Source organism: Pseudarthrobacter sp. Y6 (genome assembly GCF_050156205.1).
Taxonomy (GTDB): Bacteria; Actinomycetota; Actinomycetes; order Actinomycetales; family Micrococcaceae; genus Arthrobacter.
Map to the genome: position 1 here is coordinate 336,297 of NZ_CP189574.1, position 25,449 is coordinate 361,745.

The 25,449-nt window shown below is 65.4% G+C and carries 22 protein-coding genes and 1 pseudogene; 15 read left to right on the forward strand and 8 right to left on the reverse strand.

The window, feature by feature from the left end:
• Window positions 1-47: 47 nt before the first annotated feature.
• The 4 genes from ACQCSW_RS01595 (at window position 48) to ACQCSW_RS01610 (ending at window position 4,193) form a co-directional block, all read left to right on the forward strand.
• A complete protein-coding gene (locus ACQCSW_RS01595; protein ID WP_426989210.1) occupies window positions 48-1,010 on the forward strand; it encodes a hydroxyacid dehydrogenase in 963 nt (320 codons plus the stop codon).
• Between the two features lie 61 nt (window positions 1,011-1,071).
• The gene (locus tag ACQCSW_RS01600) at window positions 1,072-2,868 is read left to right on the forward strand and encodes a beta-galactosidase (protein WP_426989211.1); all 1,797 of its coding nucleotides are present in this window, start codon (window positions 1,072-1,074) and stop codon (window positions 2,866-2,868) included.
• Window positions 2,869-2,880: 12 nt separating this feature from the next.
• Complete coding sequence (locus ACQCSW_RS01605; RefSeq protein ID WP_426989212.1) at window positions 2,881-3,942, forward strand: ROK family protein; 1,062 nt, start codon at window positions 2,881-2,883, stop codon at window positions 3,940-3,942.
• Window positions 3,939-4,193, forward strand: a complete 255-nt coding sequence (locus tag ACQCSW_RS01610; RefSeq protein WP_426989213.1) for a hypothetical protein — start codon at window positions 3,939-3,941, stop codon at window positions 4,191-4,193. The genes ACQCSW_RS01605 and ACQCSW_RS01610 overlap by 4 nt, the downstream gene beginning before the upstream one ends.
• A 564-nt stretch (window positions 4,194-4,757) precedes the next feature.
• Here ACQCSW_RS01610 and ACQCSW_RS01615 read toward each other — a convergent pair.
• The 4 genes from ACQCSW_RS01615 to ACQCSW_RS01630 are packed head-to-tail and all read right to left on the reverse strand — an operon-like array spanning window position 4,758 to window position 9,449.
• Window positions 4,758-5,639: a hypothetical protein gene (locus tag ACQCSW_RS01615; RefSeq protein WP_426989214.1), complete on the reverse strand. Its 882-nt coding sequence runs from the start codon at window positions 5,637-5,639 to the stop codon at window positions 4,758-4,760.
• A gap of 2 nt (window positions 5,640-5,641) precedes the next feature.
• Window positions 5,642-6,658, reverse strand: a complete 1,017-nt coding sequence (locus ACQCSW_RS01620; protein WP_426989215.1) for a TniB family NTP-binding protein — start codon at window positions 6,656-6,658, stop codon at window positions 5,642-5,644.
• Window positions 6,652-8,685 (reverse strand): Mu transposase C-terminal domain-containing protein, encoded by a 2,034-nt coding sequence (locus ACQCSW_RS01625; RefSeq protein WP_426989216.1) that lies wholly within the window; start codon window positions 8,683-8,685, stop codon window positions 6,652-6,654. The genes ACQCSW_RS01620 and ACQCSW_RS01625 overlap by 7 nt, the downstream gene beginning before the upstream one ends.
• Window positions 8,682-9,449: a TnsA-like heteromeric transposase endonuclease subunit gene (locus ACQCSW_RS01630; RefSeq protein ID WP_426989217.1), complete on the reverse strand. Its 768-nt coding sequence runs from the start codon at window positions 9,447-9,449 to the stop codon at window positions 8,682-8,684. Before ACQCSW_RS01630 ends, ACQCSW_RS01625 begins: the two co-directional genes overlap by 4 nt.
• Window positions 9,450-9,639: 190 nt before the next feature.
• On the opposite strand from ACQCSW_RS01630, the pseudogene ACQCSW_RS01635 reads away from it, so the two are divergent.
• From ACQCSW_RS01635 to ACQCSW_RS01660, 6 genes and pseudogenes are all read left to right on the forward strand, one after another.
• Window positions 9,640-9,702 (forward strand): annotated as a pseudogene (locus ACQCSW_RS01635) (hypothetical protein); the annotation flags it as partial.
• 163 nt (window positions 9,703-9,865) lie between these two features.
• Window positions 9,866-10,474 (forward strand): extracellular solute-binding protein, encoded by a 609-nt coding sequence (locus ACQCSW_RS01640; protein WP_426989218.1) that lies wholly within the window; start codon window positions 9,866-9,868, stop codon window positions 10,472-10,474.
• 43 nt (window positions 10,475-10,517) lie between these two features.
• Window positions 10,518-11,516, forward strand: coding sequence for a carbohydrate ABC transporter permease (locus ACQCSW_RS01645; RefSeq protein WP_426989219.1), 999 nt, complete (start codon window positions 10,518-10,520; stop codon window positions 11,514-11,516).
• A complete protein-coding gene (locus tag ACQCSW_RS01650; protein ID WP_426989220.1) occupies window positions 11,513-12,424 on the forward strand; it encodes a carbohydrate ABC transporter permease in 912 nt (303 codons plus the stop codon). Before ACQCSW_RS01645 ends, ACQCSW_RS01650 begins: the two co-directional genes overlap by 4 nt.
• Window positions 12,421-14,043, forward strand: a complete 1,623-nt coding sequence (locus ACQCSW_RS01655) for a beta-N-acetylhexosaminidase (protein WP_426989221.1) — start codon at window positions 12,421-12,423, stop codon at window positions 14,041-14,043. The genes ACQCSW_RS01650 and ACQCSW_RS01655 overlap by 4 nt, the downstream gene beginning before the upstream one ends.
• 7 nt (window positions 14,044-14,050) lie before the next feature.
• A complete protein-coding gene (locus ACQCSW_RS01660; protein WP_426989222.1) occupies window positions 14,051-14,470 on the forward strand; it encodes a rhodanese-like domain-containing protein in 420 nt (139 codons plus the stop codon).
• A 628-nt stretch (window positions 14,471-15,098) separates the two neighbouring features.
• Here ACQCSW_RS01660 and hxlA read toward each other — a convergent pair.
• Window positions 15,099-15,722 (reverse strand): 3-hexulose-6-phosphate synthase, encoded by a 624-nt coding sequence (hxlA, locus tag ACQCSW_RS01665; RefSeq protein WP_426989223.1) that lies wholly within the window; start codon window positions 15,720-15,722, stop codon window positions 15,099-15,101.
• A 65-nt stretch (window positions 15,723-15,787) separates the two neighbouring features.
• A complete protein-coding gene (hxlB, locus tag ACQCSW_RS01670; protein WP_426989224.1) occupies window positions 15,788-16,390 on the reverse strand; it encodes a 6-phospho-3-hexuloisomerase in 603 nt (200 codons plus the stop codon).
• A gap of 131 nt (window positions 16,391-16,521) precedes the next feature.
• On the opposite strand from hxlB, the gene ACQCSW_RS01675 reads away from it, so the two are divergent.
• Both ACQCSW_RS01675 and ACQCSW_RS01680 read left to right on the forward strand, forming a co-directional pair.
• A complete protein-coding gene (locus ACQCSW_RS01675; RefSeq protein ID WP_426989225.1) occupies window positions 16,522-17,799 on the forward strand; it encodes a LuxR C-terminal-related transcriptional regulator in 1,278 nt (425 codons plus the stop codon).
• A gap of 135 nt (window positions 17,800-17,934) precedes the next feature.
• Window positions 17,935-18,744, forward strand: a complete 810-nt coding sequence (locus ACQCSW_RS01680; RefSeq protein ID WP_426989226.1) for an IclR family transcriptional regulator — start codon at window positions 17,935-17,937, stop codon at window positions 18,742-18,744.
• A 57-nt stretch (window positions 18,745-18,801) separates the two neighbouring features.
• Here the strand turns inward: ACQCSW_RS01680 and ACQCSW_RS01685 are convergent, their stop codons facing one another.
• Window positions 18,802-19,938, reverse strand: a complete 1,137-nt coding sequence (locus ACQCSW_RS01685) for an aromatic ring-hydroxylating oxygenase subunit alpha (protein ID WP_426989227.1) — start codon at window positions 19,936-19,938, stop codon at window positions 18,802-18,804.
• A 52-nt stretch (window positions 19,939-19,990) separates the two neighbouring features.
• Window positions 19,991-21,247 (reverse strand): NAD(P)/FAD-dependent oxidoreductase, encoded by a 1,257-nt coding sequence (locus tag ACQCSW_RS01690; RefSeq protein ID WP_426989228.1) that lies wholly within the window; start codon window positions 21,245-21,247, stop codon window positions 19,991-19,993.
• A gap of 233 nt (window positions 21,248-21,480) precedes the next feature.
• Between ACQCSW_RS01690 and ACQCSW_RS01695 the strand changes: the two genes are divergently transcribed.
• The 3 genes from ACQCSW_RS01695 to ACQCSW_RS01705 all read left to right on the forward strand — a co-directional run bounded on the left by ACQCSW_RS01695 (window position 21,481) and on the right by ACQCSW_RS01705 (window position 25,425).
• A complete protein-coding gene (locus ACQCSW_RS01695) occupies window positions 21,481-21,831 on the forward strand; it encodes a bifunctional 3-phenylpropionate/cinnamic acid dioxygenase ferredoxin subunit (RefSeq protein WP_111908779.1) in 351 nt (116 codons plus the stop codon).
• 68 nt (window positions 21,832-21,899) lie between these two features.
• Window positions 21,900-22,859 carry a formyltetrahydrofolate deformylase gene (gene purU / locus ACQCSW_RS01700; RefSeq protein ID WP_426990595.1) on the forward strand — a complete coding sequence of 320 codons (960 nt, stop codon included), beginning with the start codon at window positions 21,900-21,902 and terminating at the stop codon, window positions 22,857-22,859.
• Between the two features lie 70 nt (window positions 22,860-22,929).
• Complete coding sequence (locus ACQCSW_RS01705) at window positions 22,930-25,425, forward strand: GcvT family protein (protein WP_426989229.1); 2,496 nt, start codon at window positions 22,930-22,932, stop codon at window positions 25,423-25,425.
• The last annotated feature ends 24 nt before the right edge of the window (window positions 25,426-25,449 follow it).

Below are 25,449 nucleotides of genomic sequence, written 5' to 3' on the forward strand. Positions count from 1 at the left end.
CGAACCAGCGCACGCCCCTGGCGCGGCGGCCCAAAGCCGTCCTCGCCATGGAAACCGACCTCCCGGAAAGACTCTTCACCTCATCGGTGTTCCAGGACCTGACGACCCTGGTGGACCTGCAACCGGCCCTGCTCACCAAAGCCAACGCAGCGGATTACCCACTGCAGGACATCGAGCTCATCATCGGATGCTGGGGCTGCCCCCGGCTCGATGAGGAGATCCTGGACCGGATGCCCCACCTCAAAGCCGTCATCTACACAGCCGGCTCGGTCAAGGAGTTTGCCACTGACGAACTGTTCAACCGCGGCATCACCGTCACCTCAGGTGCAGACACCAACGCCCTGCCGGTGGCCGAGTACACGCTGGCCATGATTCTCCTCTCCGGCAAGCGCGTCCTGGAACTCGCCCGCGAATACATGCACAGCCGCAAATACCGCCCCTTCGAGGTGGAGCCCGCGCGTTGGGGCAACCACGGCCTGAAAGTCGGCGTCATCGGTGCCTCGCGCATCGGCCGAAGAGTGATAGAGCTGCTCGCACCCTTTGACATCGACGTCGTCTTCTACGACCCGTTCGTGCAACATGGCATCCTCGACGCCCGGCCCGCCACCCTGGAGGAACTGCTGGGAACCTGCGACGTCGTCACCCTCCACGCACCTGAGGTCCCCGAGACCTTCCATATGGTCGACAAAGATGCGCTGTCCCTCATGCGGGACGGCGCCACGCTGATCAACACCGCCCGGGGGTCACTGGTGGACACAGCGGCACTGACAGCGGAGCTCGAGTCTGGCAGGCTGCACGCCGTCATCGACGTGACCGACCCGGACCCGCTGCCGGAGGAATCCCTTCTCTTCGACGCCCCGAACCTCGTGCTCACCCCGCACATCGCCGGATCCCAGGGTAATGAGCTGCACCGGCTCGGGGAAGCCGCGTACCGGGAAGTCACCCGGTTCATCGCAGGCAGGCCCCTCCTGAACCCGGTTAAAGCAGAAGTCCTCTCCCACACCGCCTGACGCAACCCCGCACCAGCAGTTAGTGCGTAGTCAGCGCGCCCATCAGCCTAAGGAAATTCCGTTGCCCGACCCCATCCTGAGCTACCAAAGCTCCCAGCTGTTCCGGTCCAATCAGCCCCACCGGATCCTTGCTGGAGCCATCCACTACTTCCGGGTCCACCCCGAACAGTGGCGGAACCGGCTGCTCAAACTCCAGGCGATGGGCGCCAACACCGTTGACACTTACGTGGCCTGGAACTTCCACCAGCCCCGGCAAGACAGCGCACCTGACTTCAGCGGCTGGCGGGACCTGGGGGCCTTTATCGACACCGCAGCCGACGTCGGCCTGGACGTCATCGTCCGTCCGGGCCCGTTCATCTGCGCCGAATGGGACAACGGAGGGCTCCCTGCTTGGCTCACCGGGCAACCTGGAATCGGACTGCGCTGCATGGACCCGGTGTTCACCAGCGCCATTGAAATCTGGCTCGACCAGCTCTTGCCCATCATCATTCCGCGGCAGGCCGCGCACGGTGGTCCCGTCGTCGCGGTGCAGATTGAGAACGAATACGGCAGCTACGGCGATGACCAGCAATACCTGCGCTGGAACAGGAATGCACTTGAGCAGCGGGGCATCACCGAACTGCTGTTCACTGCCGACGGCGGAACCGACTACTTCCTGGACGGCGGTGCCCTGGACGGCACCTGGGCGGCCGCCACCCTCGGCTCCCGCGGAGATGAAGCAGTGGAAACATGGCAACGCCGCCGCCCCGGTGAGCCCTTCTTCAACGTCGAATTCTGGGGAGGTTGGTTCGACCACTGGGGAGAGGGGAACCATCACGTCCGCGACATCACTGAAGCAAACGACGAGGTTCGCAAAATCCTGGATCCTGGCGGCTCCATCTGCCTGTACATGGCCCACGGCGGAACCAACTTCGGCCTGTATTCCGGCGCAAACCACGACGGCACGAAACTGCAGCCAACCACCACCAGCTACGACTCGGACGCCCCCATCGCAGAGAACGGCGTCCTCACGGAGAAATACCACGCGCTGCGGGCTGAGTTCTTCCGTGCCCAGGGAATCACCGATCCGCCGCCGCTCCCGCCCGCACTCCTGGAACCGGCGCCAGTGCTCCCGGCGCAGTCCGTGCCGGTTGCCGCGGGCAAACCCCTGCTTTCGCTCCTGCGCGAAGCTGCCCGTCCCGTCACGAGTGTGCGGCCAGTGAGCTTTGAGCAGCTGGGACTGGACGCCGGCATGGTTCTGTACACCTCCCACCCCGTCCTTCCAGGAAGGCCGGACAAACTGGCGGAAACACCGCTGCGGATCCTGGGCCTCGCGGACCGCGCCTACATCTGGGTGGACGGCAGCTTCATCGGAATTCTCGATGACCAAAATGCCGCCGACGGGCTCATGCTCACCGGGACAGGATCCCCCGTGCAACTGGAGATCCTCGTCGAGAACCGGGGCAGGATCAACTACGGGCCACTGATCGGCCGGGGCAAGGGAATCCTGGACGGGGTACTCGTGAACCAGCGGCGCACCTTCAACTGGACCCAGATTCCCATTCCGCTGGCCGAATGGGGAGCAGAGGAACTCGAACACCTCGCCTCGGCAACCTTGGACATCGACGCACCTGCCGATACCTTCCTGGCATTCCCTGGCTTCAGTAACGGATTCGTTTGGATCAACGGCTTCCTTCTGGGCCGCTACCAGGAAGCCGGGCCACAGGTAACCCTCTATGTGCCCGCACCCCTCCTTCACGCAGGGACCAACCGCATCCAACTCCTGGATCTGGAAAAGAACGGCACGCACATTGAGTTGCGTATCAAGCCGGACCTGGGCACGCCCAGCACGGGAAAAATCTGCGCTGCGGAACTGTAGCCGGGATCCACTATGACAACAGCAACAACAGCATGGAACACCCATGCGCCCTCACAGCAGGTGTCCCTGGCCCTGGACATCGGCGGAACCACCCTCAAGGGCGCGGCGGTGGATACCGCTGGGCGCACCCTCATCACGCAGACCATCCCCACGGGCCGCCCCGGCAAAAGTGTTATGCACCGCGCACTGGCAATCCTCCGGGCATTAATGGCCGAATCGCTCCAGCGCGGGCTGCATCCCGTCGGCATCGGCGTCGGAACTCCTGGATTGGTGAACTCCACCACCGGCGTCGTCGAATACGCCTCATCCTTGGGCTGGACCACCATGCCTGTCGCGAACCTGCTGGCCGCAGAATTCAGCCTCCCCGTTCTCATAAGCCACGATGCACGCGCCGCCGGACTGGCAGAAGCCCGCCTCCTGCCACCGGCTCCAGGCCAGAACTCCGTCTTCGTCGCCATCGGCACCGGAGTCGGTGCAGCACTGATCACCGACGGCACCGTGATTACCGGGGCCACGCACTCCGCCGGCGAACTGGGCCACATCCCCGTTATCCCCGGCGGTGAAACATGCACCTGCGGCCAACGCGGGTGCCTCGAAGCCTACTTTTCCGGTGCCGGCCTCGTCCGCAGATACCGCAGCCAGGGAGGAGACCTGGCCATGACCGCCGCAGAAATCGCAACCGGCCAGGCAGGCGACACCGGTGCGCGCATCTGGGGCGAGGGGATCCATGCCCTCGCCCTCGCGCTGGCCACCCTCACCCTGCTCACTGACCCCGGAACGATCATCATCGGCGGTGGACTGTCCGAAGCCGGCGAAAAACTCCTGCACCCGCTCGAACAGGCCATGTCATCGCTCCTGGCCTGGCGCCGCCCGCCAGCACTGCAGCGCTCACTTCTGGGCGCACGGGCGGGACAAATCGGGGCGGCCATCCTGGGATTCCGGGCGGCTGGTTCCCCGGACGCCGGCACCCGCTGGAGCCCGGGAGGTGTCGCCGATGGGAGCCCACTGGCGCTGGGAGAAGACACAAGCCTGCAACTGACCCTAGACCTAAGGAAGCACCAAGGACACCCATGAAAATCGCCATCCTCGATACCTCCGCCGACATCGGCGCCTACGTCGCAGACATGATCGAAAACCGGATTACGAGCGGCCGCATGAAGGTCCTCGGCGTCGCTACCGGATCCTCCCCGCTGCCGTCTACCGGGAATTGGCCGTCCGCCGCCCGGACGGCATGTCAGGTTTGTCCGCTTTCGCACTCGATGAATACGTGGGCATTAGCCCTAACCACCCAGAGAGCTACCACGCAGTCATTGACCGCGAAGTGACGAAGCCCCTCGGACTGGATCCGGAACGAGTCCGTCCCGGACGGGAATGCCACAGACCTGCAGGGAGCCTGCGCCAGCTACGAGGAACGCATCACAGCCTCCGGCGGAATCGACCTCCAACTGCTGGGAATCGGCTCCACTGGACACATCGGCTTCAACGAGCCGACCTCATCCCTGAGCTCACGTACCCGGATAAAACGCTCACAGATGAGACAAGCCAAGACAGCGCCCGCTTCTTCGACAGGCCGGACGAAGTCCCAACGCACTCCCTCACTCAAGGGCTAGGTCTAGCCTTGCATCGCGGATCATCAGCACCTTGTTCGATGGGGGATGCACAAGTTCAAGCGACTGCGGCGAAGGCCTGCTAAGGCGTGGGCCTGGCTCTCTGCTGTTCAACAGCGAGAGCCCGGGCTCTTCGTCCACAGGGGCCTTACCCAATCCACCGGAAGCCGACCTGTGGGAGCCGTATGACAGGAGACTGTCACGTACGATTCTGCGAGAGCCAGGGGGTGAGAATCCCCCCGGCTACTTACCCGTGTGATGGCTCTTCATGGCCAAGGTCGATCATCGGGGCTTGGGTGCACTGATGGCGTCAGACCCGCGGAATCCGGGTAGCCAGTCGGTGTCCATCCAATGCCGCAGGGGGTCGAAGGCTCCGCGGGGCCGCCATCCTTCGGTGACTTCATCACTGATCCTGTCTAGGAAGAGGTCCGGCCTGCTTGAGTGGGCGATTTTGGCCCAGTGGGGTGAAGCGATGGCTGCGGTGAGGGTGACGATGGCGGGGTAGAGCGAGGCGGCTACGACGGCTTGATTGTTGGCGTGCCGGGGCTGGTCGGCTGCCAGTTCGTCGTAGGTGTCGGTGGTGGCGGTGAAGTGGTGGAACTGGTCGTACCAGCGCCGGTTGATGGTGCTGGCGATGTGGAAGGCCTTGCGGACTCCCGGGCGTCCGTGCCGGGTGATGAGGTTCTGGTGGTGCTGCCAGGCGGCGGTGATCTCCGGGGCGGCACGGATGGAGAACTGGTCGGTGAAGCCGGTGACGCCGCCGGTCCAGAGGCCGTGGAGTGGGCAGATGACCCGTTCGTGGGTGCTGTAGACCTCCACGTACCGGCCGGCGCCGCGGGCGAGGGTGCAGCGGTGGCAGGCGGCCGTGTGGGTTGTGCGGGTGGGGCGCCCTGCCAGTTTCCGGCGCAGTGATGGATCCGGGTTGTGCATGCCGAGTTGGGGCATGGCCAGCATGAGTATGGCAGCGTCGTAGCCGGTCCATGCTGTCAGACTTTCGATCCAGGGCCGGCGGCTGCCGTTCAACGGCGACCGGAGCGTGCCGTGCTGCAGGGTGTTGGCGGTTTCGAGCCGCCGGATGAAGGAGCGTGTGGTCTCGTCCTGGTAGGGCCGGACGGGGCGGGGCAGCGCCCGGGCGGGCAGCAGAATAACGGGCCGGTTCCTCATAGCTAGGGTTTGGTGGTGGCGGGTGGGCGGGGTGCGAGGGATTCCGCGGCGTGGTCGATGCTGATCTCATTGAGCAGTTCGCGGTCGATCTTCTCGGTGCCTGTGAGGATGGCCATGATGGCGGCCTCGCGGATGAGGTGGGAGAGGCTGCTGATGCTGCAGCCGGTGCGGTAGTGCAGATGCTGGGCCTGGGCGGTGAGGGTACCGGGTTCGTGGTGGTGCAGGCGCAGGCCGTTCTCGAGGGTGGCGACCAGGGCCTCCCATTCTTCGGTGGGGAACGGGCCGGTGGTCTTCAGTACGGAGCGGGCGGAGATCTGCCGTCCTCGGAGTCCGGTGAAGAGGCCGGAGTTTTCGACGTTGATGCCGGCGTAGACGAAGGTGGCGGGCATGTGTTCGGTGAAGTATTTGAGGTGGTCGGACATGTCTTCGCCGGCGCTGGTGGCCAGGTTCAGGTTGTGGATCTCGTCAACGATGACGAGGTCTGTTTTGGCGTTGGTGAGGACCTGGCAGACGGCGTCGGCGATGTCGGTGACGTTCTGGCGGGGGCGTTGGGGCAGGCCGAGGAAGTTGGCGAATTCGCTGGCCAGTTTCCGCGGGGAGCCTTTCGGCGGGGTGGTGATGTAGACGACGGGGATCCGGTCCTGGGTGGGGTACTTGCGCCTGATGAGCAGTTCGTGGGTTTTGCCTAGGAGCTTGATGGCCGTGGTCTTGCCCGATGCCCAGGGGCCGGACACGACCAGGCCGCGGCGGGCGCTGATCTCGCGTTGGTTGAGCATCATCAGCAGCCGGCCCTGGTTGGTGATGGAGCGCAGGGTGGAGGTTTCGACGATGACGAGTTCGGAGTGGTAGCTGATACGTTGCTCGTCGTAGTGTTCGCGCTCCGTAGCGCTCATCGCCGCCAGCGCAGCCGTATCGGGCGGGTCCATCGTGGGCGGGACTGAATTGACGAAGCTCCGCCAGCCCTGCAGGGTCGTGGTCGGCGCCCGGCTGGCGCTGGGAAGTTCTGCTGCTTCTACCACCACTCGTCGGCCTTTTCCTGGGGGTTGTAGATCTTCAACGGGATGATCTTCGCCAGCCGCGGGGCATCTGTTTCGTGTTCCGCCGGTTCAGCTGCTGCGTCCGGCTGCGGGGCCGGCTCATGTTGAGGTGGTGGCTGATCGCGGTGGGGGCGTGGCCGTTGGGCACTGACGGCTGCGGTGTTGCGGGCGGTGGCGCGTTGGTCTTTCCGGTTCCGCTTCCGCGGCGGGGCCGGTGGTGAGGCTTTGTCCAGGATGGCGGCCACGGCGGCCTTGATGGTTTCCTCGGAGGGGCTGGTGATGCCACGGCCGGCGACGATCTGGCGTCCGTAGTTCCAGATGTCGTCCCCGAAGGGCTGGGGCGAGGCGGACAGGTGTCGCCAGTAGGCGGTGATCCAGCCGCCGTCGTGGTGGTTGCGGATCCAGACGCAGCCAGCATCGTAGGGGTCGTACCTGACCTCCCAGAGGTCCTTGAGCGCTTTCATCCCGGACTTCTGGCCGCGGTAGGGATTCAGCTCGGCGGTGTCGTAGACGCGGTGGCGGATTTTGACCCCGTAGCTGTTGATCACCCGTGTTTCGGCAGGCATCAGTTCCAGGTAGTCCTCCGCCCCGAAGGGGACCGGGACGTAGCCGCCGACGGCCAGCAGGGCCGCGTACTTCTCGTTGGGTGTCAGCACCCGGGAGGGGGTGAAGGGGTCCCGCAGCCCGTCGTGGGGGCGGTTCTGCCAGCCGGTGACGATCCATTCATCGAGCAGGTCCTGGATCTCCAGCAGTGAGAACACGGCCTGGTGCTCGGCGTTCTTGCCGCGCCGCTCGACCGAGGAACCAAGGTAGCCGGTGACGTACTGGGCGAACAGCGTCCCGATGGACTGCAGGGTGCGCTCGATGACCGGCTTGTCCGTGGGCGTATCGGGGTGGGCCGGCTGCAGACTGATGCCCTGGCTGCGGCAGGCGCTCTTGAAGGTGTTCGAGACGTAGGCCTTGCCATGGTCACAGACAATCGTTTCGGGCACGATGACCGGTTTCGCTGCGGCCCCTTCGAGCCGTTCATCGATGGATCGCATTGACCGGTAGGGCAGGGCGGAGGCGGCCATCGACGCCGCCTGGGCCCACCCCGGCCGCATCAGTTCGGGCGTCAGACACTTGGCCAGCAGCAGCGCCGCGTCCACGGCCTTGGTTGTCGGCCGGATGACGGCTGCCGGGATGCTGCGGGTCGCGATATCAACCATGGCGGTCAATTCCACGCGGCCGATGATGCCGTCGTCGAGTTCAACGGCGATGTCCAAGGGGGTGGAGTCAATCTGCATCAGTTCCCCGGGCCTGACCGGGTAGACGGCACCGAACGGGCCAGAGGGTTGCTGGGCAAGGGTGCGCCGGGTCCGGGCTGACCCGGTGGCGTGGCGGCCCTCGGCGAGCCTGCCGATAAGGCGGTGGAAGGTAGCCCTCGACGGCAACGGAACAATGTCCGGCCCGTACATGGCTTCGAGTTGCTTGCGTACCTGGCGCATCAGACGGTCGGTGGTTCCTGAGGACTGATGGGTGTTGGCTTCCAGCACAGAGAGAATGGCGTCGACAACCCGTGGGTCCGTCCGGCCCGTTGGCGACGTTTGAGGGATGAGCCGCCGGTCAACCAGCCCCAGGATTCCCTTTTTCTCGTAGGCATGGCGCAGTTGCCGCAAGGATGTGAATGCAACATCGAAGGTTCTTTTGGCGATCTGGCCCGGGTCGGCGTTGCAGGGGACGCCGTCCAGGACCTCGGTCATGTGGCCTTCCATCCACCGCGCTTTTTCCTGCACGTCGGCTGGCAACGATTCGAACAGCGGTGACGGACCGGCTATCCGCCGCCGTGTCGGCCGTGTTCCCACGAACCTGAAGGTTTCATCGGCCAGGAGTGCCCCTACTTTGATCGCGACAGGTGCTTCGCCGGCAACGGCAAGCATGGCGACGTCCCCGTCAAGGGCGGTGAGCCGGTAGATGACCCCTCGGAGCTCAACGTCATCGCCGAGGGCCAATACCGCATGGCCTGTCACGGCGCTTCGCTATTCAGCCAGACCACCGTGTCGTAATGAAGGACCCGGCGCCTCACGTCGGTGCTGATCTGCTGCTTCCAGAGAAGGTGGAACAGCGGTGCAAGGGTTGTGACAGGGTCACCGGTTGCAATGGCCAGGCTACGTATTGACATCGGGCCATCCACGGCGAGCCTGTCCAGGAGCTTGGCCGCTGCCGATGCCCGAAAAAACCTCGGGTGCCGGTAGCCGGACAGCCACTGCAGTTTTGCCAGAAGAACAGGAGGCAAGCCGCCCAGGCGCCTGTAGGCCCAGCCCACGGTCGCGCACAGGTCCTCTGTCGCCTGAAAAATCTCCTGATCCGCCGGAGTCACCCGGCTATCGGGCCGGACATCGATCACCACGGCCGAACCGTCCGCCAGCCGGATGAAATAGTCCGGCACGTGCGAACTCTGGGGGAGTGAGGCAGGCAAGTCGATCCGGAAGGGCTGGGATGAGAACCCGGCGACGTCGGGGTCGAAGTCCAGAAGCATCAGATTGTCGCGTTCGCACCAGGATTCGAAGCCGACGTGCCGCTGGTTCGTGGCGCACCACCAGAGGCCGGCAAAGTTGCGTTGCCCCTTGAAGGCCGTCAGGCGTCGTATCGGGAGGGAGTTCTCAAACGGGATCATCCAGCACTCGGCAAGATGCCCCGTCCTGGGTGCAGAGGAAAACTGCTCCCTGTAGGTCAGGGTGCCTGGAGCAATGTCGCGTCCGGCATAAGCCTCGGCCGCCGCAGCGTGTCCCATGCCTCAACTGTAATGAGACCAAACCGGCCAATGCCTTAAGTGAAGTGAGACACGCCGCGCCAATGCCTTAACAGCAATGAGACAAAAACGGGCAATGCCTCATCTGTAGTGAGATTGCCTCAAGTTAGATGAGACAGGACACTTGGCCACCACCGAAATCGACGGCAAGAACTACGGCGTCCCCTGGTTCGTGGGCGTCCGTGCCCTCTACTACCGCACCGACCTGCTCCAGCAACTCGGCCTGGAGGTCCCCAAGACCCTGGCCGACGTTGAAACCGTTGCCCGCGCCGTCCGGACGGCCAACCCCGGGATGCTCGGCATCCGGTGGGCGGTGCAGCCCAGTTTTCGGCCATGCCGTACCTCTGGGCCAACGGCGGCAGCATCGCCACCAGAGAGGGAGACACCTCGTCTCCGGCTTGGACTCCACGGAATCCCGCGAGGGCGTGGCCGCCTACACCCGCCTCCTAAAGGACGATATCTGCCCCGCCCAGACCTGCGCGGAATTCGGCGGCAACGCCAGCGTCCAGCAGTTCATTGCCGGGAAGTCGGCCATGACCATCGGCGGCGACTTCAACTACAAGGCCGTGGCGGCCAGCGCCGTCAAGGACAAGTTCGCCGTGGTCGCCGTTCCGGGCAAAACGGCGGGTTCCGTTGCCCCGGCCTTTGCAGGCGGCAACAACCTCGGAGTCTTCAACAGCAGCACCCACCGCACACTGGCTGCCGACTTCGTGAAGCTGCTGGCCAGCAAGAAGTACCAGCAGAAGATGTTCGACTCCATGGGCAACCTGCCCACCTTCTCGGACGTCCAGAAGGATGTGGCCGCCTCCAACGCCCAGGTGGCGCCCTTCATCCAGACCCTCGGCGCCGGCACCAACTTAGTCCCCGTCACGGAGTCCTGGTCAACCATCGACGCGCAGGGCGTCTTCACCGGCATGTACCAGAAGATCGTCACCGGCAAGGCGGACGTCAATACGGCAACCACCGAAGCCGCCGACGCCATGAACAAGGCATTCGGAGCCAAGTAATGTCACGCATTCCTTCATCCACCTTCGCGCCGGGAGGCGCGGCATGACGGCCCTGGCGCCGCTGCAGGCCGAATCGCCGCGCGGCAACAACAGCACCCGGCCCAGCGGCACCCCGACGGCGGACAGCAGGCCGGTCCGGCGTTCGAAGGTCAAGCGCGGGCTGGAACCGTGGCTGTACCTCGCCCCGGCCTTCATCGTCCTGATCGCCCTGCTGGGCTACCCCATCTTCCAGCTGATCAACGTCTCGCTGTACGACTACCGGCAGGCCCAGGTCAGCGGCAAGGCGCCGCTGCGGTTCACCGGGCTGGAGAACTACCAGAAGCTCTTCGCCGACCCGCAGTTCTGGACGGTGCTCGGCAACACGGTGATGTTCGCCGCCGCCTGCGTTGTCCTCACCCTGCTGGTGGGGAGCACGCTCGCGGTGCTGGCCACCCGGCTACGGCCGTGGGTCCGCTCCACCCTGTTCATCGTCTCGCTGGGGGCGTGGGCCACTCCCGCCGTCACCGGCAGCGCCGTCTGGCTGTTCCTCTTCGACCCCACGCTCGGCTTGGTCAACAAGACGCTCGTGTCAATCGGCCTGACCCAGTTCGACGGCCATTCCTGGACCTACGACAAATGGTCAGGCTTCGGCCTCGTCGCCAGCGAAGTGGTCTGGTGCTCGTTCCCGTTCGTCCTGGTTACCGTCTACGCCGGCATCCAGGCCATCTCTACCGAGGTCATCGAAGCGGCCCGGATCGACGGTGCCACCATGCCCCGGATCGCGCGCAGCATCATGCTTCCCATGCTGCGGCCCATCGTGATCGTGGTGACCATCCAGTCGATCATCTGGAACTTCAAGATCTTCTCGCAGATCTACATCATGACCAACGGCGGCGGCATCGCCGGGCAGAACCTCGTGCTCAACGTCTACGGCTACGAGCAGGCGTTCGCGGCCAGCCTCTACGGGCTCGGTTCGGCCTTGGGAGTCATCATGACCGCCCTGCTCATGGCCATCACCCTCGTCTACCTCCGCATCCTCAAGAGAACGGGAGAAGCCCTGTGAGCGCCATCAACGTTTCACCCCGCACCAACGCGCCTTCCGCGGCGGACGCGCCGCAGAAGTTCCGCAGGAACGGACGACGGCGGTTCGGCGCCGACGCCGCGGCGCTCGCCATCGCCGTGGTGGTCGCTTTCCCGCTGTTCTGGATGGTGCTTTCGGCGCTGAAGCCCAAAACTGCACTGGATGCCGGCGATGCGGCGCCGTTCACTCTGGAACCGTCGCTCGAATCGTTCGGCCGGGTCCTGGCAGTCAACAACTTCGGCCAGTACTTCCTGAACAGCGTGATCGTAGCCCTGGCCGTCGTCGTTATTTCCACCATTCTGGCGTTCTTGGCCGCGGTGGCGCTGACCCGCTACAACTTCAAGATGCGCACCAAGCTGCTAATCATAATCCTCGTGTCCCAGATGGTGCCCGTGGAAGCACTCACCATCCCGCTGTTCTTCCTGCTCCGCAACGCCGGCGAAGCCATCCCACTGGTGGGGCTGAACCAGTTGGGTTCCTTAGTGCTGGTTCACGTGGGCTTCAGTATCCCGTTCGCCATCTGGATGCTCCGCGGTTTTTTGGCCGCGGTGCCGGTCGAAATTGAGGAGGCGGCCCGCCTGGATGGTGCCAGCAGCTTCCGTTTCGTCAGATCCATCCTGTTCCCGCTGGTGGCGCCGGGTGTGGTGGCCTGCTCGGTGTTCTCCTTCATCTCAACGTGGAACGACTTCCTGTTCGCGAAGACGTTCATCATCTCGGCCCAGGAGAACCAGACCCTGCCCATGGCGCTGCTGACCTTCTTCAAGCCCGACCAGAACGATTGGGGCGCCATTATGGCCGGTTCCGTGATCATGACCATCCCCGTGCTGATCTTCTTCATCGCTGTACAGCGCAAGCTTGTATCCGGACTGGCAGGGGCGGTGAAAGGATGACCGCGCACCACCTGGTCCCGGCGCCGTGGTCAGTGCAGGACGGCTGCGGAGTATTGGAACTGGACGGTGCCACCACCCTGGGGGCCGATCGGGAACTGAACACGGCACGCCGCTGGCTGTCCCGTGCCCTGGGCGCGGCCACCGGCTGGGACCTGATGCCTGACCCGGCGGCCTCTGCCACCATCAGCCTCCGGCTGGACCCGGAACTAGACGCCGAGGCGTACCGCCTGGACGTGGACACCGCCGTCGTGATCCAGGCGGGCGGGCCCGCCGGGGCGTTCTACGCCGCCCAGACGCTGCTGCAGCTGATGGGCCCGGCGGCACTGCGCCAGGCGCCCGCCGCTCCGGCCGACCGGTCCGCGGACCCGTGGCCGGTTCCCCGGACGTCCATCCAGGACCGCCCCCGCTTCGGCTACCGGGGCGCCATGCTGGACGTGGCACGCCACTTCATGCCCAAGGACAACCTGCTGCGGTTCATCGAAGTGATGGCCATGCACAAGCTCAACGTCCTGCACCTGCACCTCACGGACGACCAGGGGTGGCGGATCCAGATAAACCGCTACCCGAAGCTCACCGAAACGGGCGCGTGGCGGCGTGAATCCTCCCGCGGATCCTGGCGGGCAGGGGTCTTCGACTCGCTGCCGCACGGCGGCTTCTACACGCAGGCGGACCTCCGCGAAGTGGTGGCCTTCGCGGCCGAACGGCACATCACCGTCATCCCGGAAGTCGATGTGCCCGGCCACAGCCAGGCTGCCATTGCCGCCTACCCCGAACTGGGCGCCGGCGCCGGGCCGGTGGAGGTCTGGACCCGCTGGGGTATTAGCGGAACCGTCCTGGAAACTTCGGACACCTCGCTGGAGTTCTACCGCAACGTGCTGGACGAAGTCGTGGAGATCTTCCCGTCCCCCTGGATCAGCCTCGGCGGCGACGAAGTGCCGCTGACCCAGTGGCAGGCCAGCGACCTGGCCAAGACCAAGGCGGCCGAGTTGGGGCTGCCCGACGTGGCCGGGCTGCACAGCTGGTTCGTGCGGCAGCTGGCCATGCATCTTGAAAGGCACGGACGGGCCACGTCCGTGTGGGACGAAATCGGCGACGGCGGACTGCCGGACGGCGCACTCGTGGCGTCCTGGCGCGGCTATGAGGGCGGGATCGAAGCCCTGAAGAACGGCTACGACGTCGTGATGTGCCCTGAGCACAAGCTGTACCTCGACCACCGGCAGGCCCACGGCGACGCCGAGCCGGTCCCGGTCGGTTTTGTCACCACCCTGCAGGCCGTTTACGATTTCGAGCCGCTCCCGGAGAACGTGGATCCGGAGTTCCCCGGCCAGCTTCTGGGCGCTCAGGCCAACATCTGGACCGAGCACCTGGACTCGCCGCGGCGCGTCTACTACGCCGCCTATCCGCGTCTGAGCGCCGTCGCCGAGGTGTTCTGGTCCCGGCCCGAACAGCGTGACTACGATGGGTTCCTGGCCCGGCTCACCGGAGCCCACCTGATGCGGCTGGACGCCATGGGAGTGGAATACCGGCCGGTGTCGGGACCCAACCCGTGGCAGCAGCGGCCCGGGGTGGAGGGCTGGAAACGAGACTACGACGCCGAACAGCGCACCGCCGCCGGATAGGACACAAGTGACTACTGCAGGCGCGGCCGTCGGGGCCGTAGACGATGACGCAGAGGCGTACTTCGGCGCCAAACTGAGGTTTGAGATCGACGTCATGGATGTGGCCGAGAACTTCCCTGCCGGAGGATTCGTGCTCGTCGATACCAGGCGGCGTGCGTCCTGGGACCACGGCCATATCCCCGGTGCCGTGCACCTGCCCACCGCCGATATCCCGTCCCGCGCCCCGGACCTGATTCCCGCCGGCACCGACGTGGTGGTCTATTCCTGGGGGCCGGGCTGCAACGGCAGCACGTTCGCGGCCCTGGCGTTCGCCGCCTTGGGCTACCGTGTGCGGGAAATGATCGGCGGCATCGAATACTGGGCCCGGAACGGCCATCCTGTGGAGACAGCCTCGGGTGTTAGCCAGGGAAGCCCGACGGGCTGGTGACGGCGCACGCGGGCTAGCGACGCGCAAGTTTCCCGAGGACGCAAATACGGGTGAGGACACGTGAATCCACGCGTCGTCAGGCCGGTTGGGTGTCCTGGGCGAAGTTCCGTGTCAACCACCCGCGTTGACTCATCAAAGACGCCCGCGTAGCTGTATTCGAAGAATCATCTGAGAATGCCCGCGTAGCGGCGTGTCCGCCGGGCCGATGTCCGCCGCTTCGGCATTGTGAGCCACGGAGCTTTCGATGAGTGAACGCAGGGCTGTCACGAAGACCATCGCTACCCGTTACGCCAGGTCGGACCGGGTAGCTGGCGCTGATCGCGATCGCCATCTCCTCCGGATCCATCATCGCCAGCCACGTTAACGACGGCGGCTTCTGGATCATCGCCAAGTACTTCAATGTCAGTCAAGGACACGCTCAAGACCTGGATCGTCCTGGAAACCGTGCTCTCCGTGGTCGGATTCGGCATGGCAGCACTGATCTACCAGTTCGTCTAAACACCGCAGATATGAGCCGAAGCTTCACTAAATCTATGCTGGTGCGCCGCAACCAAATCGGCGGTCCCCACCAAGGAGGGGACCGCCGTCGGACGTTTTCTGGCGCCTGGCCGGCGCCGGCCCACTCCAGCTAGATGATTGCGGCCCGCAGCTCCTTGGCGGCGAGGGTGGGATCGTCCGCGCTGTAGATGGAGCCGCCAACAACTGCGACGTCGGCACCGGCGCGCTGCACGGCTTCAATGGTGGAGATGTTCACACCGCCGGCAACAGAGAACGGCACGCGCGCTTCCTCCCCGGCGCTGAGCAGGACGTCCAGGTTGTAGCCCGGCTTCGCCTGCTCGTCCAGGCCGGCGTGGAACTCGATGAACTTGGCTCCGAGGGCGCGGGCTTCCCTTGCACGGGTCACTTTGTCCGCCACCCCGATCAGGTCCACAACGATGCCCTTGTTGTGGGCCTTCGCTGCCTTGACCGCGCCGGCGATGGTGGAATCGTCGGCGCCGCCGAGGACGGACACCAGGTCTGCACCCGCGCTGAAGGCGATGTCGGCTTCGAGCTCGCCTGCGTCCATGGTCTTCAGGTCTGCGAAGACGATCTTGTCCGGGTGGGCGGCCTTGACGGCGGTTACGGCGGACAGGCCGGCGTTCTTAACCAGCGGCGTTCCGAGCTCGATGATGTCAACGTATTCGGCGACCTTGCCCGCGAGTTCGAGGGCGGCTTCGACGGTCAGGACGTCCATTGCGACTTGGAGTTTCATGTGTGGTCTCTTTCGGGTTGGGGGAGCGGTCTTGCTGGAAACAGGGTTGGGATGGCGCGGCTTGGCTATTCGAGGTTCGCGTGGCGCTGCCAGAGGTCCTCCGGAGCCGACGCATCCTCGTCCCAAAGGCTTTGGAACACCGCTTCGGTGGTGGTGAACAGCACCTGCTCGAAGAGGCTGCCCGAATACTGCTGTGACACGGCCGAGGTGTGGTCCGTCTTGTGGGCAGCGGGGATAAGTACGACGGCGGCAGCAATGGCCGCGAGAGGGGAACCGGAGCTGGTGGTGTAGGCAGCCACCCGGGCACCTTGGGCGGCCGCGGTTTCCGCCGCCTTGACGACGCCGGCGGTGGTTCCGGAACCGGAGGCTGCGAGCAGCAGGTCGCCGGCGCGGACGGCTGGTGCCGTAGTCTCGCCCACGACGTGCACCGTCAGCCCGAGATGCATGAGCCGCATGGCCGCCATCTTCAGGACAAGGCCGCTGCGTCCGGCGCCGGTCACGAAGATCCTGTCGGCCAGCCTGAGCTCGGTTACGAGGGCCGCGACCTGCGCCGGGTCAACGCGCTGGAATACTGCCCTGATCTCGTCCTGAACCAGGGTCCGGTTCCGCTCAAAGGCCTTGGACGTTCCGGCCAGGCCGGCCGGACTGGTTTCTGCGATGACACTCATTGGCGCCAGCCTCCTTCGTTTGTGACTCTTTCATCCTGTCCCGTCCGTTGGGCGGATCCAACGCCATAATCGGACGGTCGTGACTACCTAAACGGGTAGGCAGATGAACATCGCGCACGTAAACTGGGCAGGTGGAATCGCCCAAGTCAGCCCTGCTCGAGGCCATCGCAGCCCTGTCCACCGCCCCGCTTGCCACCATCGCGCAGCGGCTGCGGGAGGCCACCCTGCCCTATCTCGGCAGCAGCGCCCTGGTCATCTTCACCGAGGACTGCACGGGACGGCCCCAGAAGAAGGCCGGCGACGAAGCCATCATCAGCCGTGTGTCCATCGCCGAACTGGACCACATCCGGGCCTTAGCGGCCGGCGAAAGCCGGGAGAACGAGGCCTGGAGCGGACAGGTATTGCTCGGCGGCGGGCCGCGCCCGGTCCTCGCTCTGTCTTCGCCGAGCAAAGCCCTGCTGGTCCTTGCAGATCCGCAAGCCCTGACGGACGCCGCAGACCGAGCCGAGGCAGAATGGATCCTCCGCTACCTCTGGACGCTGGCGGCCGAGCGGATCCGGGAAAAGGTGGCCGACGCGCCGCCGTCGTACCTCATCGAATCCCGCGCGGCGTCGGCCGAGCGGGTCAGGGTCACCGCCGAACTGGTGGACCAGCACTCCACCACCCTCGAAACCCTGCTCGCCGCGCTGAGATCGCCCGCGCTCAGTGACGGTGCGGCACGGAAGTCCGCCACCGACGCCGCGACCAGGGCCCTGGTTGGACTCCGCACGCTCAGCGACCGCACCACGGAACTGGTGGAGGAGCCGGTCGCCACGGCGTTCCAGCGCCTCCGCGAGGACCTTAGACCGCTCATGAACTTCAGCGGGATCGACGTCCAGTTCATCGAACCGCCCGTCAACGGCCGCGCCCTCCCCGGCGAAGTGGCCCATGCGGCCCGGGCGATTGTCCGTGGGCTGGTCCTGGCCATGGTGGACCAGGCCGGAGTCCGCCGGATCCGCACGCAGTGGGATTGCGACGGCGAGAACCTCCTGGTCAACGTCCGCGACGACGGTCCCGGCGAACTGTCCGCGACGGCGCCCGCCATGGCCCGCCTCGCCCAGCGCGTCGAGGCCCTGGACGGCAGCATGTCGGTGGATGTGATGCCCGGCTGGGGTGCCGACGTCGCCGTGTCCCTCCCGCTGGACCCGCCGGCCCGGCAGCTGGCCGACGTCTCCGACTGGAAGCTCGGAGACCGCGAACTTGAGGTCCTCCAACTGCTGGCATCCGGCCAGCGGAACCGTGCAATCGCCGCCAAGCTGCACATCAGCGAAAACACGGTGAAGTTCCATCTCCGCAACATCTACCGCAAGGTGGGTGCCTCCTCGCGAACGGAAGCCGTTGCGATGGCCCACAGGAACGGTCTGCGCTGAACCAGCCGCCGTAACGCAATGCCGGCTCCCATGCGTCTGGCGGCATAGGATCGAAAGCGTCGAACTAACCGAGAGGACGCTCCGAGCGCCTTCGTGGCGGGCACGCAAGCCGCACACTACTTGAGAGTATGGATCATGGCTTCGAACAATGACCGCGAATCCGACGTTGATGCGGACACAGGCCAGCACGGCGGTGTCCAGTCCGTGGACCGGGCCCTGGCGGTCCTGGAGATCCTGGCGCGGGACGGCCACGCCGGCGTGAGTGACATCGCCGAAGAGATGGGCATCCACAAATCCACCGTCTCCCGGCTGCTGGGTTCGTTAGTCAGCCGGGAAATGGTCCACCAGAACAGCGAGCGGGGGAAGTACCAGCTGGGCTTCGGCATCCTCCGGCTGGCAAGCTCCATCCCCGGGCGGCTCAGCCTGGTCCGCGAAGCCCGGCCGGTGCTGGAAAGCCTGGCGGAAGAATTCAAGGAGACCGTGAACCTCGCGGTCCTGCGCTCCAACTACGCCGTCAACGTGGACCAGGCCATGGGCCCGTCAACGCTGGCCACCTACGACTGGGTGGGCAGTCTGACCCCGTTGCACGCAACGTCCAGCGGGAAGGTCCTGCTGGCGGCGCTCTCCGCGGATGAGCGGGACCGGATCCTGAAGGAAACCGGGCTCCCTGCCCGGACTCCGCGGACCATCACCAACAGGAAAGAGCTCGAAACCCAGCTGCTCGACGTCGCCCGTGACGGCTACTGCGTCATCCGGGAGGAGTTCGAGATCGGGCTGAACTCGATGGCTGTGCCGGTGTACAACCACATGGGCTCGGTCATCGGCGCTATCAGCATCTCCGGCCCGGCCTTCCGTTTTGATCCGGAGAAGGCGCCGGGACTCCTCGAGGCGCTGAAACAGGCGGGCCTGCAGCTCAGCGCAAAGATGGGCTACTCCCGGCGTTAAACGGGTTGAGCCCGCCCGATTAGGCAGGCTCAACCACCAGGGTTGGTTTCGACAAGCTCAACCAACAGGCTTGACGTCCCCCACCTTCTGCTGCACCCAGTCGTGGAAGGCGCCGATGTGGTGCTCGCTCGGCACCAGCACGCCGCCCTTGGCGTAGACCTTCGAGCCCATGGCCGGCTGGCAGCGCTCGCAGGCGTCGAAGTCCTGCTGGTTGACGCGGTGAAACAGCTCCACGGAAGCGCTGACGTCCTTGCCGCTCTCCACGACGCTGGGCACGTACAGCCAATCGCATTCCACGATGGTGTGGTCCGCGGCCATGGGGAACATCCGGTGGATGATCACGTGGTCCGGGACCAGGTTCACAAACACTGTGGGCTTGATGGTGATGGCGTAGTAGCGGCGGTCCTGGTCGTCCTCGATTCCCGGAATCAGGTCGAACCCTTCGGAGCCGTCAATGGTGAAGCCCTTGATATCCTCGCCGAATTCGGCGCCGTGGCCCACGAAGTACTGGGCGGCCAGGCCGTCCGCGAACTCCGGGAGGACCTCCGTCAGTTCCGGGTGGATGGTGGCGCAGTGGTAGCACTCCATGAAGTTCTCAATGATGAGCTTCCAGTTCGCCTTCACGTCGTAGCGGATGCGGCGGCCGAGGCTGAGGTTGGCCACGTCGTAGCCCTCGATCGCCTTCAGGTCGCCGAGCCGCTCCTCGATGGCACCCATCACGTCCTCTTCGAACGACGGCGGCTCGTCCGCCAGGCTCACCCACACGTAGCCCAGGTATTCGCGGATGTGGACCTTCACCAGACCGTACTCGTCACGGTCGATATCCGGCATCTTGGTGAGGTTGGGCGCCGCGATGAGCTTGCCTTCGAAATCGTAGGTCCAGGCGTGGTACGGGCACTGGAACGAGCGCGCAGCTTCACCCTGTTCCTCCATGCACAGCTTGACGCCCCGGTGCCGGCACACGTTGTAGAAGGCGCGGATCCCGCCCTTGCGGGTGCGGCTGATCAGCACGCTCTCCCGCCCGATCTGGACCGTCCGCCAGGCGCCAGGCTTGTCCAGGTCGGCCGAGCGGATGGCACAGAACCACATCTGCTCGAAGATCCGCTCCTGCTCGGCGCGGAAGATCTCTTCGCTGACGTAGGCCTGGCCTGGGAGGGTGGGGATCAGGCTGGGCGTGAAGACTTCGGTGGTCATTCTTTTACTCCTCTGCGGTGACTGACGTCGGGTTTGGAAGGTCTGTGGGGGATCAGGCGAAACTGGCGGATGCTGCCAGCACAGGCGGGGCGGGGGCGGGGGCGGTCTGGGCTGGAGTGGCTTGGGTTGCAGCTGCACGTGCGGCGTTGAGCTGCCGGCGCCACCTGGTGAAGAGGCGGGGCTGGTTGGCGCCAAGGACGGCTACGGGCCGGCCGTCGCGGTAGTAGACGGCCACGAAGCTGTGGGTTGAGGGATCTCCGGCCTCGATGTCCACCCGGTCAGCGTCCCGGGCGTGACCGGCGAACTGGATGCGGACGTTGTACTGGTCGGACCAGAAGTACGGCAGGTTCAGCGGCTGGTGCGCGGCCCCGGGATCCAAGAGCGCGGTGACGGCGAGGGCCGGGCGCTCCGCTGCACCGCTCCAGTGCTCCACGCGCCGGTGCTTTCCGGACTCTTCGTCGAGCCAGGCAGCACAGTCGCCGACGGCCACGACGCCGGGCACGTTGGTACGGCCCATCGGATCGCAGAGGATGCCGTCGCCGATTTCAAGGCCAGAGTCGGCAAGCCACGCTGTGTTGGGTACGGCCCCGATGGCCACCAGGACGACGTCGGCAGGCACGTAGCGGCCGTCCGCGAGGCGGAGCCCGCTGACTACTCCCTCGCCGCTGTAATAGGACTCGATGGCCGCGTCACAAATCAGCTCCACCCCGTTAATTCCATGCAACGCGGCCAGGGCGCCCGCCATCTCTTCACCCAGAGGACGGCTGAGCGGAACGGCGCCCGAGCAAACGACGGTGACTTCAACTCCGAGGGCGCGGGCGGTGGAGGCTACTTCGGCGCCGATGAAACCGGCGCCCACGATGACGAGCCTGGTCCCCGGCACCAGTTCGGGAGCGAGGTCCTGCGCGTCCTGCATTGTCCGCAGGGTATAGACGTTCGCCAGCCCGGCGAGTTCCGGCAGGGTCCGGGCGGATGCCCCGGTGGCGATGACCACGCCGTCGGCCTCTATTTCCGTGCCGTCGTTGAGTGTTATCGTCCGGGACGCCGTATCCAGGCTGCGTGCCGGTGATCCCAGCAGCCATTCGGCCTGGAGCGGATCTCCGCCTTCACTTTCCTCTGGAGTCTCCAGGCGAAGGTGTTCCGGACTGATTTTTCCCGCGAGGAAATCCTTGGACAGGGGGGGCCTGTCATAGGGCCGGTGCGGCTCGTCGCCGATGAGGATGAGCCTTCCGGCAAAGCCTTGGGCGCGGGCGGCACGGGCGGCTGAAATTCCCGCCAAGGATGCCCCCACTATTGCCAATGTCTGCATGGCCGCCTTCCTGTTATCTGAATGCAACTAATTGCGTATGACGCAACAACGTTCTGTATGCGAGACAGCGTGACGCAGACCACTAGGGGGTGTCAAGGGTCGGCCTTATTAAGGGGAAACCCTTGACAAGGCAGAGTGGCATGGATCACTCTGTTGCGTATTGTGATCGGCGTTGATGATGGCACAACCCGCCGGCCGGGCTGAGCCCGTCAACTGGGAAAGAGGTTTATCAGATGCACATTGCTTGCCCACTCACCGCTTTGGCCCCCGGAGGCGCCGTCCGTCTCGACACGTCCCCACCGATCGCCGTCTTCCACACGGAGGACGGCGAGCTCTTCGCCCTCGACGACACCTGTACCCACCAGGACGCATCTCTTGCGGACGGGTGGGTGGAAGGCTGCGAGGTGGAATGCCCCCTTCACGCATCCAAGTTCAATCTCCGCACGGGCGAAGTGGACGCGCCGCCGGCCAAGCTACCCGTACGGGTCCACAAGGTCTCCGTCGTGGACGGCCAGATCATGGTCGAGGAATCCAGCGAGGCGCCCAACCTTCCACCGGGCCTGACCATCAACGGCCACGTCTAGGCACCACCACGCAGTACTCCATTTCAAGCTAAGAGGTGAAGTTCTTGACCCTACAACTGAGCAACGAGCTGCAGGAACGGACCCGTTCCGCGGCCTCCGCCGGGCAGCCCCGGTCAGCATCCGGGCAGCAGGCGACGCCGTTCGTCCTCACCGTTGCCTGTCCCGAACGCAGTGGGATCGTCCACGCCGTGTCCAGCTTCCTGGCGATGCGCGGATTCGACATCGCCGAGCACCAGCAGTTCGACGACCACGTCAGCAACACTCTCTTCCTGCGGACCGCCTTCACCGGCACCCTGGCCGGCGCGGCTGGCGCCAACGGTAACGGTGCGGACAGGGCGGACAGGGCGGACAGCACAGCTGATTCCCTGTCCGCCGATTTCGCGGAAATCGCCGACGAATTCGGAATGACCTACAGCTTCCACGACGACAGGCCGCAGCGCATCCTGGTGATGGTCTCCAAGTTCGGCCACTGCCTCAACGATCTTATTTTCCGCTGGCGCGCCGGGAGCCTCGGGGCGGACATCGCCGCCGTCGTCTCCAACCATGAGGACCTGCGCCCGATGGCGGAAACAGCAGGGCTTCCCTTCATCCACGTACCCGTAACGGCGTCCACCAAACCGCAGGCGGAGTTCCGGCTCTTGGAACTCGTGGACGAATACGACGCGGACCTTGTGGTACTGGCCCGCTACATGCAGGTGCTGTCCGACGGCCTCTGCCGGGAACTCCACGGCCGGGCCATCAACATCCATCATTCTTTCCTGCCCGGATTCAAAGGGGCCAAGCCCTACCACCAGGCCTATGAACGCGGCGTGAAGGTGGTCGGGGCCACTGCCCACTACGTCACGGGCGACCTCGACGAAGGTCCCATCATCGAGCAGGAAGTCTTCCGCGTGGACCACGGCGTGGATCCGGATTCCCTCGTAACGGCAGGCCGCGACGCCGAAGCGATCGCCCTTTCCCGCGCGGTGAAGTGGCATTGCCAACACCGCGTCCTCCTCAACGGCTCCCGGACCGTCGTCTTCCGCTAGAGCCACACCGCGGGCCGGGAACGGGCCGCCTCCACACAACACGCAGCAAGTCACGAACAGGAGCTTCCGTATGAGCGCTACACCCCGCGTCGTCATCATCGGCGCCGGCATTGTCGGTGCGAATCTGGCAGACGAGTTGGCCACCCGAGGCTGGACCAGCGTCACCGTACTGGATCAGGGACCACTCAACCTCGCTGGCGGCTCCACGTCGCACGCGCCCGGACTGGTGTTCCAGACCAACCCGTCCAAGACGATGACGCAGTTCGCCGCCTACACCGTGGACAAGCTCCTCTCCCTGAGCCACGAGGGTGTCTCCTGCTTCAACCAGGTGGGCGGCCTGGAGATCGCCACCACCCCGGAACGGCTTGAGGACCTCAAGCGGAAGCTCGGCTACGCCACGTCCTGGGGCATCGAAGGCCGGATCATCGACGCCGACGAGTGCAGCAAGCACTACGCCCTGCTGAATCCGGACATGGTCCTCGGCGGCCTCCACGTCCCGTCCGACGGCCTCGCGTCCGCAGCCCGCGCCGTTCAGCTGCTGATCCGCAAGGCCACGGCCGCCGGCGTCACGTTCATCGGATCAACGCCGGTGACCGGGATCGAGCAGGCCGGCGGAAAGGTCACCGGTGTCCAGACGCCCGACGGCGTGGTCCCGGCGGACATCGTGGTCTCCTGCGCCGGCTTCTGGGGCCCCAAGATCGGAGCGATGGCAGGCATGGCCGTGCCGCTGCTGCCGCTGGCCCACCAGTACGTCAAGACCACCGCGGTGCCGGAACTCGTGGGCGCCAATCCCCTGGACCCCTCCAACGGGGCGCGGATGCCCATCCTCCGGCACCAGGACAAAGACCTTTATTTCCGCGAGCACGGCGACAGGATGGGAATCGGCTCCTACGCCCACCGGCCTATGCCCGTGGACCTGGACCGGCTGCCTGAAGTGGCTCCCGGTCAGATGTCCGAGCACCGCATGCCATCCCGGCTCGAATTCACGGAAGAAGACTTCCTGCCCTGCTGGGAGGACAGCCGGCAACTGCTGCCCGCCCTCCGCGGTGCGGAGATCGCCGACGGCTTCAATGGCATCTTCTCCTTCACGCCGGACGGCGGCCCGCTGATCGGGCAGGCCCCGGAGCTTGAGGGCTTCTACGTCGCGGAAGCGGTCTGGGTGACCCATTCGGCGGGAGTCGCACGTGCGCTAGCCGAACTGCTGATCGAGGGCCAGTCCCGCATCCCGCTTCACGAGTGCGAAGTTTCACGTTTCGAAGCCGTTCAGACCGCGGACAGCTACGTCAGCGAGACGTCTCAGCAGAACTTCGTGGAGATCTACGACGTCCTGCACCCCCTGCAGCCGCGCGAATCGCCCCGGGAGCTGCGCGTCAGCCCGTTCAACTGCCGGCAGAAGGAACTGGGAGCGTTCTTCCTCGAGGCCGCCGGCTGGGAGCGCCCGCACTGGTTCGAGGCCAACCGCCCGCTCCTGGACGCGCTGCCGGCTGAATGGCAGGCGCCCGAACGCGGCCCCTGGGCCGCAATGTTCAGCTCCCCCATTTCCGCCGCCGAGGCATGGAAGACGCGCACCGCCGTCGCGCTTTACGACATGACGGCACTCAAGCGGCTGGAAGTTTCGGGTCCCGGCGCCCTCGCCTTGCTGCAGCGCCTCAGCGCCGGGCAGGTCGACAAGAAGCCAGGCGCCGTCACCTACTGCCTTCTGTTGAACGACGACGGCGGCGTCCGCAGCGACATCACGATCGCGCGGCTCACGGAGACCACGTTCCAGGTAGGCGCCAACGGCAACATCGACTTCGACTACTTCACGCGGGAGGCCCGCAAGCAGACGGCTGATGACGTCAGCCAGTGGGTCCAGATCCGCGACATTACGGGATCCACCTGCTGCATCGGGCTCTGGGGGCCGCTGGCACGCGAAGTTATTGCTAAGGTCAGCACCGATGATTTCACCAATGACGGTCTTCGTTACTTCCGTACCAAGCAGGTGCGGATCGGCGGCATCCCCGTGACGGCCATGCGGCTGTCCTATGTGGGCGAGCTGGGCTGGGAGCTGTACACCACCGCCGAACACGGACTGAAGCTGTGGGACCTCCTCTTCGAGGCCGGCCAGGAACAGGGCATCATCGCCGCCGGCCGTGGCGCCTTCAACAGCCTCCGGCTGGAAAAGGGATACCGGCTCTGGGGGACGGACATGACGCCCGAACACGAACCGTACCAGGCAGGCCTGGGCTTCTCGATCGCCAAGAACAAGGACGCCTTCGTGGGCGCCGAAGCCCTCGCCGAACGCCGGGCGCAACCGGCTGCCATGCAGCTGCGCTGCCTGACGGTCGACGACGGCACCTCGGTGGTGCTGGGCAAGGAACCCGTGTATTTCAAGGGCGAAGCCGCCGGCTACGTGACCAGCGCAGCCTACGGCTACACGGTGAAGCGGCCGATCGCCTATGCCTGGCTCCCGGCCAGCGCCTCCGAGGGCGATGCCGTGGAAATCGAATACTTCGGCACCCGGATCGCCGCAACGGTTAGCGCCGAGCCGCTGGTGGACCCGGGCATGGAACGCCTGCGCGGCTGAACCGGGACCCATCCAGGCCCTTTA